The sequence below is a fragment of the Desulfonatronum parangueonense genome, assembly GCF_054656975.1.
This window is the reverse complement of sequence record NZ_BAAHXH010000003.1, coordinates 551,267-568,948: the sequence shown is the minus strand read 5'-3', so window position 1 is coordinate 568,948 and position 17,682 is coordinate 551,267. Positions and strand designations below refer to the sequence as shown.

Sequence of the window (17,682 nt, the reverse complement as noted above, 5' to 3'; positions counted from 1 at the left end):
TTTGCTCACCTCATATCAGATAGAAGACGTGGGGCTTAGTGCCCAGGGAGGGCTTGCGGACCAAGCTGTACCGTTCCTTCAGCACCCGGCGTACATCAGATTCCGGATTGTCCAGATCGCCAAAGATCAAAGCCCCTTCGGAAACTTCCACGCAAGCAGGAATCTGGCCTCTGTCCAGTCGGTCATCGCAGAAGGTGCATTTTTCGACCACGCCTTTGGTGCGCGTGGGATATGTCGAATCCATATTCCGGATGAAGGGTCTGGGGTCACGGTAGTTGAAACTCCGCGCACCGTAGGGGCACCCGGCCATGCAGTAGCGACAGCCGATACAACGGTGCATGTCCATGGTCACGATTCCGTCTTCCCTTCGAAACGTGGCTCTCGTGGGGCAGACCCGCACGCAAGGCGGATTGTCGCAGTGGTTGCAAAGCATCAGAAAAGGCTGGTTCTTCACTTCTTCCGGGACGATGATGCTCTGCTGATCCGTAAAGGTTTCCTTGTAGCTGCCTTTCCAGATCCACTTGATCATGTCCTTCCCGGGGATATGGGGCACGTTGTGGCGTTGATGGCAGGCATCGATGCACTGTTGATACAAGCGGGCGGAGGTGAATCGCTCCATGTCGATGGCCATTGCCCAGCGCTCGCCATGCAGGGCTTCCGGATACGCCGTGACCCGTGCGGGACCGGATGCGCCCAATGAGCCGGGGGCGAGAAGTTCCATTGCCGCGTGCCCGCCGACACCGGCCAAGGTGGCCAGCCCGGCGGCTTTCAAAAATGTTCTCCGATTGATGGCCATGGTTATTCCCCCCCAACTGACGGTACGACGTGGCAATCCCAGCAATACGGCGCAACAGCCAAGGCATCGTGACACTGGTCACAAAACTCGTCCTTGTTCGCATGGCATTGGCTCGACATGCAGGTTATGGTCAAGCTCATGTCAAACTGCTTGCCGGCCTGATTGGTGTACAGACGGACACCATCCCGCACCGCGAGATCGCGCCAGTCATCAAGAAGCGTCATGTGATGGAGGCGCATCCATTCTCCATCTTCGACACATTCCTTTTCAAATTCCGGCAATTTCAGTTCCGGTCGTTCGTATGCGGCCCGTCCAAGATTCGACCAGAACGGGAACGTCATCAGAATGAGGAAAATGATCAATCCGGGGATAATTTTACTGGCGTTATACATTATTCTTCACCCTCCATGCCTGGAATGTCCTCACCCCGCAAATCCACGGTCCGCTCGTGCTCGCCGTCCATGACCAGGGCGTTGGCTACCAGTTCCGTCAGTCCGGAAACCGAGACCTCGGGAACCCAATAATCCATCAGCGGCGGCAAGATTGCTCTGTCCAGGGCGCACATGTTCACCAAACGGTTGACGCCATGCTTTTCGTGGACGTGCTTGACGGCGAATGCCCGGGGCATGCCGCCCATCATCCGCAGGTATTCGAATTCGCCGGCGTTGAGTCCCGTGCCGCCACCGCAGCAGAAGGTGGCCTCCTTGATGGTATTCTCAGGCATGTCAAAGAAGTTGTTGCACACGCTTTTGAGAACATAACGCGGTTCCTCGAATATTCCCATGCCTCTGGACGGATTACATGAGTCGTGCCATGTGGTGATGAGATGATCGTTGCGCTTCGGATTCAACTTCAGCTTGCCGTGGTGAATGAGGTCCGCCATGAATTCGACGATGTGGATCATCTTGGTGGTTTTGGAGTTCTCGAACACCGTTCCGGTAATCGGGGACTTGGGCACCTCCAGGAAATCCGAGGGGCCGTTCATGGTGTCCATGTACTGGTGCAGAACCCGCCACATGTGCCCGCATTCGCCGCCGATGATCCATTTGACTCCCAGGCGCTTTGCTTCCGCGTAGATCTTGGAGTTGAGGCGCTTCATCGTATCATGGTTGGTGAACAGACCGAAATTTCCACCTTCCGACGCATAGGTGCTGATGGTGTAGTCCAGACCGATTTGCTCGAAAAGCATCATGTACCCCATGTAGGTATAGATGCCGGGGTCGGCGAAGACGTCTCCGGAAGGTGCCACAAAGAGAATCTCGGCGCCCTTGCGGTTGAAGGTCGGGTTGAGGCGGACGCCGACGTATTCCTCGACGTCGTCCACGAGAAAGTCGATATTTCCCTTGAAAGCCTGCGGTTCAAGCCCCAAGTGGTTTCCAGTACGATAACAGTTGGCCGCCGCGCCCACGACCCAATCGATGTTCACGCCGATCAGGTTCAGCAGTTCGCGGGCGACAATGGTGATTTCCGCCGTGTCGATGCCGTAGGGACAGAACAGCGAACAGCGCCGGCACTCGGTACACTGGTGGAAATAGTAGAACCATTCCTTGATCACTTCCTGGGTCAATTCCCGGCTGCCGGCAAATGCGCCCAGGATGCGTCCCACTGTGGTGAAATCCTTGCGATAGATGGACCGCAGAAGTTCAGCCCGCAGAACCGGCATATTCTTGGGATCACCCGTGCCGATGAAAAAATGACACTTGTCCGCGCAGGCGCCGCAGCGCACGCAAATGTCCAGAAAAATCTTCAGCGACCGGTATTGCCCAAGACACTTTTTCAGGCCCTCGTGAATAATTTCCTGCCAATTGGGGGGAAGCTGCCAGTCGTCGTCCGTGGGCTTCCAGATCCTCGGATTGGGCATGTCCAGGATCTCCAGGTTCTTCGGCTGCCCCGGGTAGCCCCACGTGCCGGGAACGAGATCCACTTTTGGATCAACCCAACTCTTCTTTGGAGCGACATGCGATACCTGGAGCAATTCTTCAGGTTTTGGTGCTTGTGACATAATGACTCCTTATCTTGATTGCCTATGGCTGCCTGTTGCTTCGACAAGACAGCCTACGGCTGCTTTTCCACGGGGATGTCCGCTTCGATCATCTTCTCCCGGAAATCATCCTCATAATGGTCATACGAATGAACCTTTACAGGAGCATTCCAGGGGTTGACATGGCGAACCATCCGGCTGTCGTTGGGGAGGTTCCTGGTCGGGCTGAGAAATACGCCGCCAAGGTGCATCAGCTTGCTGAAGGGGAAATAGGCCAGCAGGACACTGAACAGGAAAAGATGGATATAGAACATGGCCCCGAGTCCATCCGGCACCGTGGGATTGAACGTGGCCAGTCCCATGGCCAGAACCTTCACGCCCATCAGGTCGACCTTGGTGAAGTAGCGCATCATGATTCCGGATAATGCGATGCCCAGGATCAGGAACAACGGAAAATAATCCGCCGCATGAGAGATGTACCGCATCTGGGAATCATAAAAGCGGCGCAGCAGAAGAAACAACAAGGCGGCAACCAGAAAGACGTCCGTCATGTACAGACCCGGAGAACCGATCTGGAGCATTCCGTCAACATTCTCCAGCACCTGGACAAAACCCGGAACCGGCTCGGTGAAGAAGCGAAGATGGCGGATAACGATGAGCAGAAAGGAATAGTGGAACACGATTCCTCCCAGCCAGAGCCATTTTTCCGAACCGTAGACCAGCTTGCCTTCGGTCAGACTCATTTTCGTGTTCCGGAACAGTGACCGGAAAAAAAGGACCTCCAGGGCCATTCTGCCCACAACTCCCCAGGTGGTGTACGGGCTGTCGATCTTGGAGGGCTTGATCCAGTCCAGGGTTTTCTGCTGTCCGGCTGTTGTCGGAATCCTGAATGGTACCGGCGACCGGGCCCAATCAACGATCCGGACCGTGAATCCGATCAGGAAGACCAGAATCGCGGCATACGGAATCACGATTCCGAAAATCGCATCCAGACCGAGAAGTCCGGCTCCCAGGTACACGAAAAGAGACATTCCCAAAACTATTAACAAAGAATACCACGCTGCCATTTCCCTACCTCGCTTTGCGTTGATGCTCCACTGGTTGCGTTAAAATGGTTGTCCACCCCGTCAGGAAAGACGGGTTTCCTCGCTCATCAGATTTGCCCGTTTCAGAAGACGGGCATGACGGTTGATGAATTCGTTGCTTTTCAATTCAGTCAAGGTCGATCGGCATTGGGAATAAATGTCAAAAGCAACGAGCAGCACCCCGTCGATACGCTCTTCAAAAACCAAGAGTTGGTCTTCCATTCCCTTTGCCTTGATTTCCGAACCGAGCTCTTCCCGGATGATTTTTTTGATAAAAAGAAGGAACGCGAGGGACTTTGAAGGCGTAAAGCCCTGAACGGCCCGAATCCTGATCATGCTGTCCATAATTGCAGTAATCTGTTGCACGTCGAGTCCGCCCAGCATGGCGTCAAAAATTTCGGCCAAGCCTTTGTTCATGGCATGGCCGACAGGATTGGCGAATTGATCCTTCTCCCTGGTATAGAAATTGGCGCTTTCAGCGGGATAAGTCTGAAGGGTGAGCTTGGTCCAACGGTCGACAAGCATGACCTTGTTGTCTTTGAGCAGGTTGATAATGTCGTTTTTCATAAATCAGCAAATGCCGGGAATCCGGCTGGGGTAATAAAAGTGAAATACAGTGGAGATGAGATGAGCAGCGGGATGAATACGCATTGCCTTCATATGTCCATGCCGGTGGCAACTATATCAGCGTGTCAGAGAAAAAGACCTGGATGCCGGCTGCGCCGGCATGACTGACATGGATACAGGTTGATCCAGAATGTCATTCCGGTGAGAGCCGGAATCCAGTGCGGTTTTATGACCAATTGGATGATGTTCCGAGTCTTTTCGAAAAAGTGCAACTCCATCATCCTCTGGAAAAGATCGGGACGAGTCACCCCGGTTGAACTGACAGCTTAGGCGTTGCGGCACGCGGCTATCTGTCTCTATTCTCAATTGAGAAAGTCGACTATCCGATTGGGAAATTTGTGTCAAGGCGGGTTTCGGGCCGGGCCAGGCATCCCAACGCTGCCGAAAATTTGCCTTCCCCATCTCTTTTCTACATAATCGCCTTTTTTTTCAAAATCCGGAGGTTCATCATGAAAGAAGCAACATCCGACGTCAGCAGGCCTGACAAGGTTTCCACGATAATTCCTGATCTGGGTCCCGCGAAAATTCGTTCCCACATGGAGTGCGCCCTGTTCATTCAAGACGATCAGCGGGTTCAACTCTTCGTCGCCAATGAGGAAGGCGAATCCGGCACCATGTCCATGCAGACCTATGAATTCGAACCCGCGGGCCCGCGTTCAAACCTTTATTTCGACCCTCCCAAAACAAAGTGCGCCATCGTCACTTGCGGCGGCCTCTGCCCCGGCATCAACGACGTTATTCGCGCCCTGGTCATGACCGCGCACCACAGCTACGGCGTGGCCGGCATCCTGGGCATCCGCTACGGACTGCAGGGCTTCATCCCTGAATACGGCCATCAACTCATGGAACTGACTCCGGACAAGGTCGCCAATATTCACGAATTCGGCGGAACCATCCTTTCCTCCTCCCGGGGGCCGCAATCACCTGAAGAGATCGTCGATGCCCTGGAGCGAATGAACGTCAGCGTGTTGTTCCTGATCGGCGGAGACGGCACCATGCAGGCGTCCCTGAAAATCCAGGAGGAAGTCGCGAAACGCAAGATCAAGATGGCCGTCATCGGGATCCCCAAAACCATCGACAACGACATCAATTTCGTTCCCCGCTCCTTCGGCTTCGACACGGCCGTGGAAAAGGCCACGGAAGCGATCCGCTGCGCGCATACCGAGGCCCTGGGCGCTCCCAACGGCATTGGAATGGTCAAGCTCATGGGCCGGGAAGCGGGATTCATCGCCGCTCAGGCCACCCTGGCCCTGAAGGACGTCAATTTCGTCCTGATTCCCGAAGACCCTTTTGAGATTCACGGCCCGAACGGTTTTCTGCAGGCCCTGGATGATCGTATCCGCCGCCGTGGCCATGCGGTGGTCGTGGTGGCGGAAGGCGCGGGCCAGGATCTGCTCGCCGCCTCCAGCGAAACCGACGCCTCGGGCAATCCTGTACTGCGAGACATCTGTGGATTGCTGCGCCGTGAAATCGACGTCTACTTCAAGTCCACGAATACCGAATACACCCTCAAATTCATCGATCCCAGCTACATCATCCGCTCGATCCCCGCCAATGCCAATGATCGCGTCTACTGCGGGTTTCTGGGCCAGAACGCCGTGCATGCCGCCATGGCCGGCAAGACCGGAATGGTGGTGAGCAAGTTGCACGGCCACTATATTCACCTGCCCTTGAGCCTGGTTGCCGGAAAGCGCAAGTCCATCAGCACGGTCAGCAACTACTGGCAAGCCGTGCTGCAGTCCACCGGTCAGCCCGTGCACATGAAGACAGACCTTGCGCAATATCCCCAGGGAACAACATGCAAAATTTAACCTCCGCCGGGGCATGAGCATGTCCTTCGTCTCCAATTCTTCCGAATCAGCAGGAACAGTACTCCAGGAATGCACAGCGGCCATATCGGCGTTGGACATGTCCGCCGCTGCGGACATTCAAGCCAGGCTGGACAATCTGACAAAACCCAGGGGAAGTTTGGGCAGGCTGGAAGACCTGGCTTTGCGATTGACCCTGATCAGCCTGGCCGCTGGTCGCGGGGACATTCCTCAGGCCGACCCGGCCCGGATCTACACCTGCGCCGCGGATCATGGCGTGGCCGCCAGAGGGGTCAGCAAGTTTCCCCAGGAAGTGACCCGCCAAATGGTCGCCAACTTCCTGAACGGCGGTGCGGCCGTCAACATCTTCACCCGCACGTCAGGGGTGGAGCTGCTCGTTGTCGACGTGGGCGTCAAGGGAGCTGATTTTCCGGATTCGCCCAGCCTGCTGAACCGCAAGATCGCGCAGGGCACCGCGGATCTCAGCGCCGGCCCGGCCATGCGTTCCGGGGAGTGCATCCAGGCCGTGGAACTGGGGATTTCTCTGGCCGGACAGGCCGCGAAGGAGGGCATGCGCGTGGTCGGCACGGGAGAAATGGGGATCGCGAACACCACCGCGGCCACGGCTCTCTACTGCGCGTTTCTGGATCTGCCCCCGGAAACGATCACAGGCCCGGGCACCGGCTTGACCGAAGAGGAAGTCCGCCACAAGGCCGGAGTGGTTGCCAGGGCCTTGCAGGTCAATCATGCCGAATTGTCCGCCGCCGACCCCATGCGGACCCTGGCCGCTCTGGGCGGGCTGGAAATCGCATGCCTGAGCGGGCTGATCCTGGGCTGCGCGCGGCACAAGCTGGCTGTCGTCATCGACGGGTTCATCTCCACAGCGGCCTATGTGGCGGCATGGAAAATCCATCCCTCCGTGGGCGATTACGCATTCTTCGCCCACGGCTCAGCCGAGCCGGGACACGGCGTCATCCTGAATCGCCTTCGCGTCCGTCCCATTCTGGATCTGGGCATGCGACTGGGTGAGGGCACGGGCGCCGCCCTGGCCGTTCCCATCCTCAGGGCCGCCACAGCCATGTATAACGACATGGCCAGCTTTGCCACCGCCGGGGTAAGCGACTCCGAAGGCTCTGCCTGATGTCATGACGGTTCCATCTGCCGTTTTCAGCATAGAAACCGCATCTGGATGATCCAATTGCTTGGCAGGATTGAACGGGCCTCTTTTTTTAAGGCTTTTTTGTTCGATACGGCAGGACAGCATTTCAGAGGCCGCAAGCCGACACTACTCCTTGCCTTAGGCAAGGGAAGCGGATAACAGCAAGTCGATGCACCATCTTCAACAATTTTTCCAAGACGAACTGCCGGTCATCAACGACTATCTGGTTCAGGAAACCCGAAAACTTCCGGATCTCGTCCGTCCCGTGGCCGAGCATGTTCTCCGGGCGGGCGGCAAGCGCCTGCGCCCCCTGCTCACCATTCTCTTCTCTCGATGCGTCCCGGCTGGAAGCAAATCCGCCGACAGGCCGCCGGCTTCGCGCGACGTGTATTCCCTGGCCTGCGCCATGGAGTTTCTGCATTCGGCCACGCTGCTGCACGACGACATCCTGGACGGCAGCGACCTGCGCCGGGGCCAGACCACGGCGCACCTGGTCTTCGGCAAAACAGAAACCATCCTTGCCGGCGATGTGCTCCTGGCTCTGGGCAACCGTCTGGTTGCGGAGCATGGAGACACCCGCCTGAGCTGGCGCGTTGCCGACGCCATCATGCGCACGGCTGCCGGAGAAATCCAGGAATTGGAGTGGATCAAGAGCCCCACTCTGTCCCAGGAGCACTATCTGGAGATCATCACCGGCAAGACCGCCTATCTGATCCAGGCCTCCTGCCACTGCGGAGCGCTGTTTTCCAGCAGTGGACCTGCTGTGGAGCAGGCCGCCCTGGACTTCGGCATCAATCTGGGCATCGCCTTTCAGCTGACCGACGATGCCCTGGATTATTCGGCCAAAGCCGAGGTGGCGGGCAAACCAGTCGGCAACGATCTGCGGGAAGGCAAGCTCACGCTGCCCTTGATCTCCTATCTGGAGACCCTGTCCGAGCAGGAACGACAAGAAACCATGCGTTGGATCCGCGACCTGGGGGCCACCGCCGAACATGGCGTCCTTTCCGAGCAAAACCGGGCCCGCCATGATCAAATCATCCAGGCCGTGCGCTCCGCCGGCTGTGTTCAACAGACCCGCGACAGGGCTGCGCATTTCGTTTCCCTGGCTGACGACGCCCTCGCCAATCTTGAACAAACCCCGGAATGCACGGCTCTTCGGGAAGCTCTCCACCATACTCTGCACCGGGAAAAATAGTCGTGCACACGCTGCCGCGCAATGGACAAATGGCTACCAGGAAACCCATCGAATCCCTTGCCGCAAGTCTGAACAAGACCTTTGCACCCGCCCTGGTGGCTCTTGTCCAGGAAATTGTGCGCCCCTTCCCGGATTTTGGCCGCATCGCTCAATTCATCAAATCAGATCCGGTCCTGACCACGAATATCCTTGCTCTTGTCAACTCACCCTTCTACTCCCTGAACCAGAAGGTTCTCGACCTGAAGCGGGCCGCGGTCATTCTCGGGACTCAGGAACTGCTGAAAATCACCCTGAGCGTCTCCCTGTATCAGTCCATTTCCGACTCCACGAAATGCACCCGGAAAAACTTCCATACATGGCGGGAGACCATCTGGTCGGCTCTGGCCGCCCAATGTCTTGCGGAACGTCTTTGTCCGGGAAAAGCTGACCTGGCCTACCTCAGTGCCCTGCTGATGGACATTTCCCGGCTGATGCAGGCCTGTCTCCCCGATGATCAGGACCATGCGGCGGTCAGCATGGAACTGCTCAGCCTGTGGGAACTGCCGGAGGACGTCCTGGAAGCCATAGCCCTGCATCACGACATGGACTCCCTGCGCGAGCATTCGCCCTTTCAGCAGTGCGTCATTCTCGGTGCGTACTGGGCCAAGCTGGAAGTGGAAAGCGATGCCGACCCCCTGGAACTGCTCCGTTTCAAGCACCTGCTCCAGGATGTGACGCACGACGTTCCCGGCCCCGACGCCGGCTATGAACTGTTGCGCGAAAGCATCCTGCGCCGCTTCAGCGCATTGACGGACCTTTTGAATCTTTCGGACCGGGAGGCTGACCTGCATCTGCTTTCCCAGTCCATGGAAACCATCCAGCGGCTCTTTTTCATGAGTCTGGACCTGTCCCAGGCCACTGGCGGAGTGCAGGCCCTGGCAAATATTTTCCAGAAGCACCTCTTTCACCAGTGGAATCTGCGGACCTGGGAGCTTGGCCTTGCCTGGCCTCAGGAGCAAGGATGGTCATTGTTTCGGTGCCATCAGGGTTCCGCGGTTTCCGAGGTCCAGACCTTTGTTCCATGTAATGAGCTGGCCTGGACCTTCAAGGGGCTGAGCATTCCCATGCGGGTCGGCCCCGCCACATGGGCGGAACTGCGCATCCATCAAAAGGAACTGCCCCATGAAGCCGTTGTCCAATTGGGACATTACGCGCATTTCGCGGCTTTGGCCCTGGAGCGGTACATGCAGCGAACTGCTGTCCTGGAAGAAAAGGCCGGCATGCTGGATGGTCTGCCCGTCGGAGTGGCCCGGCTGAATGATTCCGGGGAGGTGGTGGCCGCCAACCCCAGCCTGCTTCGGCTCCTGCGCACGAAAAGCATCCATGGCCGCGACATCGCCCCTGCCTTGCAGACCATCGGACTGCTCAACTCCGAAACCGCATGGCACGAGTTCGTCCGCGACGAAAACACCCGGTCCATCAGTTCCCTGAACTGCCCCGGTTCCATGAGTCAGGACATCAAAACGCCCTGCCTCTACTTCACCGCTCACAAATTCCCGGATGCACAGCGTCCCGGAATTCTGCTCCTGCTGGAGGACATCCAGGATATTGCCGGACTGCAGTTGAGCATGCACAAGCAGCGGAACTTCCTGAAGGGATTGGTCAACGCCATGCGGGACGTCATACTCACCGTGAACGCCCGCGGCATCATTACCTTCACCTCGAAGCTGCTGCCGGCCGAACTCGTCGGCCGCAACCTTTTCTCCATCACGACCCCGGCCGGGGCTTTCGCCGGGGTCTGGGACGAGCATCTCCTGGAAACCATGAGCGATCCTCAGGAAGCCGTCCTGTTTATCGAAGGCGGACCAGCCATGCCCCTGGAATTGATCTTCTCTCCTCTGCCCGCCGTGCCGGATGAACCCGCCGATTACCTTGTCGTTGGGCGTGATCTGACCACCATCCGCCGTCTGGAGGAAAAACTCCGGCAGCAAGCCATGCTTGATGATTTGACCGGACTGTTCAATCAACGCTATTTTCACGAGATCCTGCGCCGGGAAATCAGCCGGGCTCTCCGCAACAGGCACGCCCTGAGCCTGATGTTCTGCGACATGGACAGATTCAAAGTGATCAACGACACCAAGGGGCATCAGGCCGGCGACGAGGTGCTGCGCAACATCGGCAAGATCTTTCGCGACACCTGCCGCAAGGGCGCGGACTTTCCCGTCCGGTACGGCGGCGATGAGTTCGTCATCCTCGCAACGGAATCCTCCACCGAGCAACTGGCTCACCTGGCGGACCGCGTCAAAAAGAGCGTGGCTGAGACCTTTGTCTCGGAAATCAGCCTCAGCATCGGGATCAGCGAGTATCAGGCCGGGGAATCAGCGGAGAGTTTTCTCAGCCGCGCGGATCGAGCGTCGTATTCGGCCAAACAGAGCGGCGGCAACACGATTGTGGTAGCGGACAATTCCGCCTCCATGCCAGCCAATAGTTGACACATTCTGTCAGCAATTCATGCTTGGTAACTATTCAGCGTATTCGAGAAAAATCGGACTGGATACCGGCCTTTGCCGGTATGACTGAACTTGTAAAGGACATGGTATAACACGTCATTCCGGCGAAAGCCGGAATCCAGTGCTGATGGATGACCAAACACTGGATGTGCTGAGCAATGACTCATGCTTTAACAAAATGATTTTGATCGCGATTCAGAATCAGGATCAGGATCATTGGCATACAGGAGTAGGATCATGATGTTGTGGCGTGTGGAAGTAGGCCCGCGGGACCATGTCAGCGACACCCTCGGCAACCGGGTGGGCCGCAAGATTTGCCAGGAACTGGGCATCGACGTGCAAAATGTGTCCACCATCAAGGTCTTCACGGTGGCCGGTCTGGACGAGAAGCAGATCCGGACGGTTCTGGAGCGCCATGTCCTGGACGACCCCATCCTGCACGTGGCGTCGCTTTCTCCCCTGCCCGCCCCCGCTGGGTTCGACTGGACCCTGGAAGTGGGGTTCCGCCCGGGCGTCACGGACAACGAGGGCCGTACCGCTACCCAAAGCGTGGCCATGGTCCTGGGCCTGCCCAAGCCCCTGCCGCGGGATTTCGCCGTGTACACCGCCACCCGCTACCTGCTTTCCGGCAACCTGACCCAGGCTGATGTCCGGCACATCGCCAAGGACCTGCTGGCCAACGAGTTGATCCAGCGCTTCGAGATCAAGAGTTTTTCCGAGTGGCAGGCATCTCCCGGTTTTCCGGCCCGGGCCGCCCAGGTGGTGGGCCGCCCCAGCGACACGGTCCAAACCATTGCCCTTTCCGGCTTGAGCGACGAGGAACTGATGGAGATCAGCCGCAAGGGCGTTCTGGCCCTCAGCCTCGATGAAATGAAGGCCATCCGCGGATACTATGAACGTCTCGACATCCGCATGGCCCGCCAATCCCAAGGCCTGCCCGAGCATCCCACGGATGTGGAACTGGAAGCCCTGGCCCAGACCTGGTCCGAGCACTGCAAGCACAAGATCTTCTGCGCCAAAATCACCTATCGCAACCAAGACGCCGGACGCACTGAAACCGTCAACAGTCTCTACAAAACCTTTATCCAGACCCCCACCGCAATCCTGCGTCGGCGCATGGGGCAGGACGACTTCTGCCTTTCCGTGTTCAAGGACAACGCCGGCGTGATCCGTTTTGCCGAGGACCACAACATCTGCATCAAGGTGGAAACCCACAACAGCCCGTCGGCCCTGGATCCCTACGGTGGCGCCCTGACCGGGATCGTGGGCGTGAACCGCGACCCCATGGGCACGGGCCTGGGCGCGAACCTGCTCTGCAACACCGACGTCTTCTGCCTGGGCTCGCCCTTTTACGACCAGCCCCTGCCCCCGCGGCTGCTCCACCCCCGGCGAGTCCTGGAAGGGGTGCGCGAGGGCGTGGAACACGGCGGAAACAAGTCCGGCATTCCCACGGTCAACGGTTCGCTGGTCTTTCATGAGCGCTTCCTGGGCAAGCCGCTGATCTTCTGCGGCACCATCGGCATCATGCCGGCCATGATCGGGGACCGCCCCAGCCACATCAAGAAGGCCCGTCCCGGCGACGCCATCGTGATGGTCGGCGGGCGGATCGGCAAGGACGGCATCCATGGGGCCACCTTCTCCTCGGAGGAGCTGCATGAGGACTCACCGGCCACGGCGGTCCAGATCGGCGACCCCATCACCCAGCGCAAGATGTACGACTTCCTGATGGTTGCCCGGGACCGCGGTCTGTACCAGGCCATCACGGACAACGGGGCCGGCGGCCTGAGTTCCTCGGTGGGCGAAATGGCCCAGGACAGCGGCGGCTGCGACCTGGATCTGAGCCTGGCCCCGCTGAAGTACGACGGACTGATGCCCTGGGAAATCCTCCTGTCCGAGGCCCAGGAACGGATGACCGCGGCCGTGGCCCCCCAGGATCTGGAAGCCTTCCTGGCCCTGGCCGAAAAGATGGACGTGGAAGCGACGGCCCTGGGCCGGTTCACGGACAGCGGGCTCTTTCACATCCGCTTCGGTGAAAGAACCGTGGCTGCGCTGGAAATGGCCTTTCTCCATGAAGGCACGCCCCAGATGCAGCTGGAGGCCGAATGGGTTCCGCCGCCCCAGACCGACATGGCCATTCCCAGGACCAGAGACCATAATGAGCTGCTCAAACGCATGCTCGGCCGGCTGAACGTGTGCAGCAAGGAGTACGTGATCCGCCAGTACGACCACGAGGTCCAGGGCGGCAGCGTGATCAAGCCGCTGATGGGTCCGCGGGCTGACGGGCCCACGGACGCCGCGGTGATCAGACCGCTGCTGGATTCCAATGCCGGCCTTGTGGTTTCCCACGGCATCTGCCCCAAGTTCAGCGACCTGGACACCTACTGGATGACCGCCAACGCCGTGGACGAGGCCGTGCGCAACGCCGTGGCCGTGGGCGCGGATCCGGACCGCATGGCCGGAGTGGACAACTTCTGCTGGTGCGATCCGGTCCAGTCCGAAAAGACCCCGGACGGCCGCTACAAGCTGGCGCAACTGGTCCGGTCCAATCAGGCCCTGGCGCATTATTGCCTGGCCTATGGCGTGCCCTGCGTTTCCGGCAAGGATTCCATGAAGAACGACTATTCCGTGGGCGGGGTGAAGATTTCCGTGCCGCCCACGTTACTCTTCAGCCTGGTGGGCATGGTGGAGGATGTCCGGACCTGCGTGACCTCGGACTTCAAGCAGCCCGGCGACGCGATCTACCTGCTCGGGCCGACGCATGACGAGCTGGGCGGCAGTGAACTGGTTTCCGAACTGGGACTTTCCACCGGCAATGTCCCGCAGGTGGACGCCCTGGCCAACCGGCGCCGCTACCAGAGTCTGCATGCCGCCATCCGGGCCGGACTGGTCCGGGCCGCCCATGATCTCTCCGACGGCGGCCTGGGAGTCGCCGCGGCGGAAATGGCCATTGCCGGACGGCTCGGAGCGGAGATCGATCTTGCGCTCGTGCCTTCCTGCCCCGGCGATCTCGCTTCGGAAATCCTGCTCTACAGCGAATCCGCGGGTCGACTCCTGGTCTGCGTCGCACCGGAACAGGTCCAGGCATTCGAAGAACTTTTCAGGGGCCAGATCCTGGGCCGCATTGGCCGGGTCCATCCGGAGCCCTTCCTGCGCGTCAACCACGGCCCATCCACAATCATCACCACCTCCGTCGAAGATCTGGCCGCCGCCTGGAAAGCGACCATGGACTGGTAGGAGCTTGTTGATCGTTAATGGTTAATGGTTATAATTTGGTAACTATCCAGCATACGCTTCCTTTGCCCGGTTCGGCATCGGGGTCGGTATCGGGATCGGGATCGGAATCGGAAGCGAAGCCGTGCAAAGGAAGCCTCAATGTTCTCGATACCGATTCCGACCCCGACCCCGACTCCGATTGCCGGAGGCAGATCACATAAAGTATGCTGAGTCGTTACATTGTTTGGTTACTATCCAGCATGCGCGTCCGTTACCCGGTTCGGCATCGCTGTCGGTATCGGGATCGGGATCGGAAGCGAAGCCGTGCGAAGGGAGCCTCAATGTTCTCGATACCGATTCCGATACCGACCCCGATACCGATTGCCGGGGGCAGATCACATAAAGTATGCTGAGTCGTTACATTGTTTGGTTACTATCCAGCATGCGCTTCCGTTGCCCGGTTCGGCATCGGGGTCGGTATCGGGATCGGGATCGGAATCGAATGCGAAGCCGTGTGAAGAGAGCCTCAATGTTCTCGATACCGATTCCGACCCCGACCCCGACTCCGATTGCCGGAGGCAGATCACATAAAGTATGCTGAGTCGTTACATTGCTTGGTTACTATCCAGCATGCGCGTCCGTTGCCCGGTTCGGCATCGGGGTCGGTATCGGGATCGGGATCGAATGCGAAGACGTGCGGAGGGATTCTCAACATTATCGATACCGATTCCGATACCGATTGCCAGAGGCAGATCACGCAATGCATTTTAAGTAGATAGAATGTAACTACTCAGCAGAGCCAGAAAGACCTGGATAGCGATAGCGCCGGCCTTCGTCGGTATGACTAGAGTGGTAAAGCTTGCCAGATACGTCATTCCGGCGAAAGCCGGAATCCAGTGCTGGAGAATGATCATGCTCCGTATGTGCTGAATAGTTACTGGAAGATAGAATTTATCTGCGTCCATCCATGGTTCACATCTACAAACGACCGGGGTGGACCATCAGCAGATGAGACGACAGATCACCCCAAGGAGCATCATTTGACTGAAGAGAACACTGATCATCCGCCTCAGGAGCAACCGGAGACTTCTGACTCCCCTGATTCCCTGCGGCCAGAGACATCACTGGAAGAATTGCCTGAAGCCTTGCGCCAGGCCTGCCAACGTGCCGGCTGGACTGAGCTGACCCCGGTTCAGAAAAAAGCCATTCCCTATGTGCTGGCCGGCCAGGATATCATGGCCCAGGCCCGCACCGGCAGCGGCAAGACCGGGGCCTTCATCCTGCCCCTGCTGGAACGCATCGATCCCAAGAAATCCGAATGCCAGGCTCTGGTCCTTGTTCCGACCCGTGAGCTGGCCCGCCAGGTCAGCGAGGAAGCCGGCGTCCTGGCCGGAGATTCGGGCTTGAACGTGGTTCCGGTGTATGGCGGCACCGGCTACCAGTCCCAGATCGACGCCTTTCGCCGAGGCGCGCACCTTGTGGTCGGAACTCCGGGTCGGATCCTGGACCATCTCCTCAGCCGCAACCTGAGCCTGGACCATATCCGCGTGCTCATCTTCGACGAGGCCGACCGGATGCTTTCCGTGGGCTTCTACCCGGACATGCGCGAACTGCAGCGCTACCTGCCGCGTGGCGGCTATGACGCCTTCATGTTTTCAGCCACGTACCCGGAGAGCGTGATTCGCCTCGGCGAGGAGTTCCTGAACAAACCAGTTTTTCTTGGCCTCTCCGGGGATCAGGTCCATATCGCGGAGATCGAACATGTTTTTTGCGTCGTCCCCCGCATGAGCCGCGACCGGGTCCTGATCCGCCTTCTGGAGATGGAAAACCCGAGTTCCGCCATCATCTTCTGCAATACCAAGAACAATGTGGAGTACGTCGCGGCAATCCTCAAGCAATATGGTTTCGACGCCGAAGACATTTCCTCCAATCTTTCCCAGGTTCAGCGCGAACGGGTCCTGGCCCGCATCCGCGGCGGAAAGCTGCGTTTTCTGGTGGCCACGGACGTGGCCGGCAGAGGCATAGACATCCCGGGCCTTTCCCATGTCTTTCTGTACGAGGCGCCGGAGGATCCGGAATCCTATATTCACCGGGCCGGGCGCACCGGCCGGGCCGGAGCCACGGGCAGGGTCATCTCCCTGGTGGACATCATGGAAAAGATCGAACTGGGGCGCATTGCCGCCCGGTTCAACATCAACATGCTGGAACGCACCACGCCGGAAGAGGAAGACGTGACCGCGGTTCTTGAGGACCGCATCACCGTGATGCTGGAAAACAAGCGCCGCACCATGACCTTGGCGCAAAAAGAGCGGACAGCGCGGTTTGTTCCGACCATTCCCAGGTTCGCCCAAAGCGAGGACACCTCCGCCCTGCTGGCCATTCTTCTGGATGAACTCTACCAGCAGACCATGAATGTCCCCCCGCCCAAGCCCGAGGACAAACCAGCCCCAAAAACGACGTCAAAGACCACCCAGATTTCAACAACGGACCCCCAACCCAAGAAAAAACGCCGTCGCCGCAAGCCGAAAAGGAATGACCAGGGAGATTCGTCAACCGGAGAAAGTTGAAACGATGATCCGTGAACCAACCAGCATCAATCCAGCCTAAATATTGCCTTGACGCCTTTTCTGCTGGAATTTATGTTTCTTTGTAACTACCCAGCTTCAGAGCGGGTTAAGGTTGGTTTCCAAAAACTTGTGGCTAACATGACCTGGATTCCCGCCTTCGCGGGAATGACTTGTTTCTCAATGCCGACCCGCATTAGTCATACCCGCGAAGGCGGGTATCCAGTGCGCTTATTCTCGGATGAGCTGAGTAATTAGGTTTCTTTTAAGTATCCGAAGCACGCTCAACCAACTTGAAGACGACAAGGAGACACGTATGCCCCAGATTGATTTTGACGGAAAGACTTGTGAAGTGGATCAGGATGGTTTTTTGCTGGACCCTGAATGCTGGAACGAGGATGTGGCCAGGGCGATTCTCAAGCATCATTCCGGTCCGGAGCTGAATGAGCAGACTCTGTCCATCCTCCAGTTCATGCGTGAGCACTACAAGAAATTTCACGCCTTCCCGATTCTTCATGCCGTCTGCAAGAAATTAAATCAGCCCAAGGAATGCGTGCGAGAGGAATTTCTGGATCCGTTGCTGGCCTGGAAGGCCGCCGGGCTACCCAAGCCGGATAATGTCTTCTCCGAAGCGGACGACCGGAATCAAGAATTCTATCGACTCATTTCCATGCAATAACCCGCTGAATCCGCCACATCGTGCAGACTCGTCAGCTCATTGACGTGATCTTTCCAGCGGTCCCTTCATTTCCATTCAACAACTTT

The 17,682-nt window shown here is 58.0% G+C and carries 12 protein-coding genes; 7 read left to right on the top strand and 5 right to left on the bottom strand.

Annotated features, from left to right (window positions below):
- Window positions 1-10: 10 nt before the first annotated feature.
- The 5 genes from dsrO to ACYQ15_RS02980 are packed head-to-tail and all read right to left on the bottom strand — an operon-like array spanning window position 11 to window position 4,429.
- The gene (gene dsrO, locus ACYQ15_RS03000) at window positions 11-796 is read right to left on the bottom strand and encodes a sulfate reduction electron transfer complex DsrMKJOP subunit DsrO (RefSeq protein ID WP_459936043.1); all 786 of its coding nucleotides are present in this window, start codon (window positions 794-796) and stop codon (window positions 11-13) included.
- 2 nt (window positions 797-798) lie between these two features.
- Window positions 799-1,188: a sulfate reduction electron transfer complex DsrMKJOP subunit DsrJ gene (gene dsrJ / locus ACYQ15_RS02995; RefSeq protein ID WP_459936042.1), complete on the bottom strand. Its 390-nt coding sequence runs from the start codon at window positions 1,186-1,188 to the stop codon at window positions 799-801.
- Window positions 1,188-2,798, bottom strand: coding sequence for a sulfate reduction electron transfer complex DsrMKJOP subunit DsrK (dsrK, locus tag ACYQ15_RS02990; protein WP_459936041.1), 1,611 nt, complete (start codon window positions 2,796-2,798; stop codon window positions 1,188-1,190). Before dsrK ends, dsrJ begins: the two co-directional genes overlap by 1 nt.
- A gap of 53 nt (window positions 2,799-2,851) precedes the next feature.
- Window positions 2,852-3,844: a sulfate reduction electron transfer complex DsrMKJOP subunit DsrM gene (gene dsrM / locus ACYQ15_RS02985; protein ID WP_459936040.1), complete on the bottom strand. Its 993-nt coding sequence runs from the start codon at window positions 3,842-3,844 to the stop codon at window positions 2,852-2,854.
- Window positions 3,845-3,904: 60 nt separating this feature from the next.
- Window positions 3,905-4,429: an RsbRD N-terminal domain-containing protein gene (locus ACYQ15_RS02980; RefSeq protein WP_459936039.1), complete on the bottom strand. Its 525-nt coding sequence runs from the start codon at window positions 4,427-4,429 to the stop codon at window positions 3,905-3,907.
- A gap of 509 nt (window positions 4,430-4,938) precedes the next feature.
- Between ACYQ15_RS02980 and ACYQ15_RS02975 the strand changes: the two genes are divergently transcribed.
- From ACYQ15_RS02975 to ACYQ15_RS02945, 7 genes are all read left to right on the top strand, one after another.
- A complete protein-coding gene (locus ACYQ15_RS02975) occupies window positions 4,939-6,300 on the top strand; it encodes an ATP-dependent 6-phosphofructokinase (protein WP_459936038.1) in 1,362 nt (453 codons plus the stop codon).
- A gap of 19 nt (window positions 6,301-6,319) precedes the next feature.
- A complete protein-coding gene (gene cobT / locus ACYQ15_RS02970) occupies window positions 6,320-7,438 on the top strand; it encodes a nicotinate-nucleotide--dimethylbenzimidazole phosphoribosyltransferase (RefSeq protein WP_459936037.1) in 1,119 nt (372 codons plus the stop codon).
- 187 nt (window positions 7,439-7,625) lie between these two features.
- A complete protein-coding gene (locus ACYQ15_RS02965) occupies window positions 7,626-8,651 on the top strand; it encodes a polyprenyl synthetase family protein (RefSeq protein WP_459936036.1) in 1,026 nt (341 codons plus the stop codon).
- A gap of 2 nt (window positions 8,652-8,653) precedes the next feature.
- On the top strand, window positions 8,654-11,122 hold the full coding sequence (locus ACYQ15_RS02960; RefSeq protein ID WP_459936035.1) for a sensor domain-containing diguanylate cyclase: 2,469 nt from the start codon (window positions 8,654-8,656) through the stop codon (window positions 11,120-11,122).
- Between the two features lie 258 nt (window positions 11,123-11,380).
- The gene (locus tag ACYQ15_RS02955; protein ID WP_459939542.1) at window positions 11,381-14,374 is read left to right on the top strand and encodes an AIR synthase-related protein; all 2,994 of its coding nucleotides are present in this window, start codon (window positions 11,381-11,383) and stop codon (window positions 14,372-14,374) included.
- A 1,019-nt stretch (window positions 14,375-15,393) separates the two neighbouring features.
- Window positions 15,394-16,920, top strand: coding sequence for a DEAD/DEAH box helicase (locus ACYQ15_RS02950; RefSeq protein ID WP_459936034.1), 1,527 nt, complete (start codon window positions 15,394-15,396; stop codon window positions 16,918-16,920).
- A gap of 313 nt (window positions 16,921-17,233) precedes the next feature.
- A complete protein-coding gene (locus ACYQ15_RS02945; protein WP_459936033.1) occupies window positions 17,234-17,596 on the top strand; it encodes a TusE/DsrC/DsvC family sulfur relay protein in 363 nt (120 codons plus the stop codon).
- Window positions 17,597-17,682 lie beyond the last annotated feature (86 nt).

Bases quoted from the DNA above. Each gene is read 5' to 3' on its own strand.
- ACYQ15_RS02955 (WP_459939542.1), top strand. From the start codon at position 11,381: ATGTTGTGGCGTGTGGAAGTAGGCCCGCGGGACCATGTCAGCGACACC.
- ACYQ15_RS02975 (WP_459936038.1), top strand. From the start codon at position 4,939: ATGAAAGAAGCAACATCCGACGTCAGCAGGCCTGACAAGGTTTCCACG.
- dsrJ (WP_459936042.1), bottom strand. From the start codon at position 1,188: ATGTATAACGCCAGTAAAATTATCCCCGGATTGATCATTTTCCTCATT.
- dsrK (WP_459936041.1), bottom strand. From the start codon at position 2,798: ATGTCACAAGCACCAAAACCTGAAGAATTGCTCCAGGTATCGCATGTC.
- ACYQ15_RS02945 (WP_459936033.1), top strand. From the start codon at position 17,234: ATGCCCCAGATTGATTTTGACGGAAAGACTTGTGAAGTGGATCAGGAT.
- cobT (WP_459936037.1), top strand. From the start codon at position 6,320: ATGTCCTTCGTCTCCAATTCTTCCGAATCAGCAGGAACAGTACTCCAG.
- dsrM (WP_459936040.1), bottom strand. From the start codon at position 3,844: ATGGCAGCGTGGTATTCTTTGTTAATAGTTTTGGGAATGTCTCTTTTC.
- ACYQ15_RS02965 (WP_459936036.1), top strand. From the start codon at position 7,626: ATGCACCATCTTCAACAATTTTTCCAAGACGAACTGCCGGTCATCAAC.
- ACYQ15_RS02980 (WP_459936039.1), bottom strand. From the start codon at position 4,429: ATGAAAAACGACATTATCAACCTGCTCAAAGACAACAAGGTCATGCTT.
- dsrO (WP_459936043.1), bottom strand. From the start codon at position 796: ATGGCCATCAATCGGAGAACATTTTTGAAAGCCGCCGGGCTGGCCACC.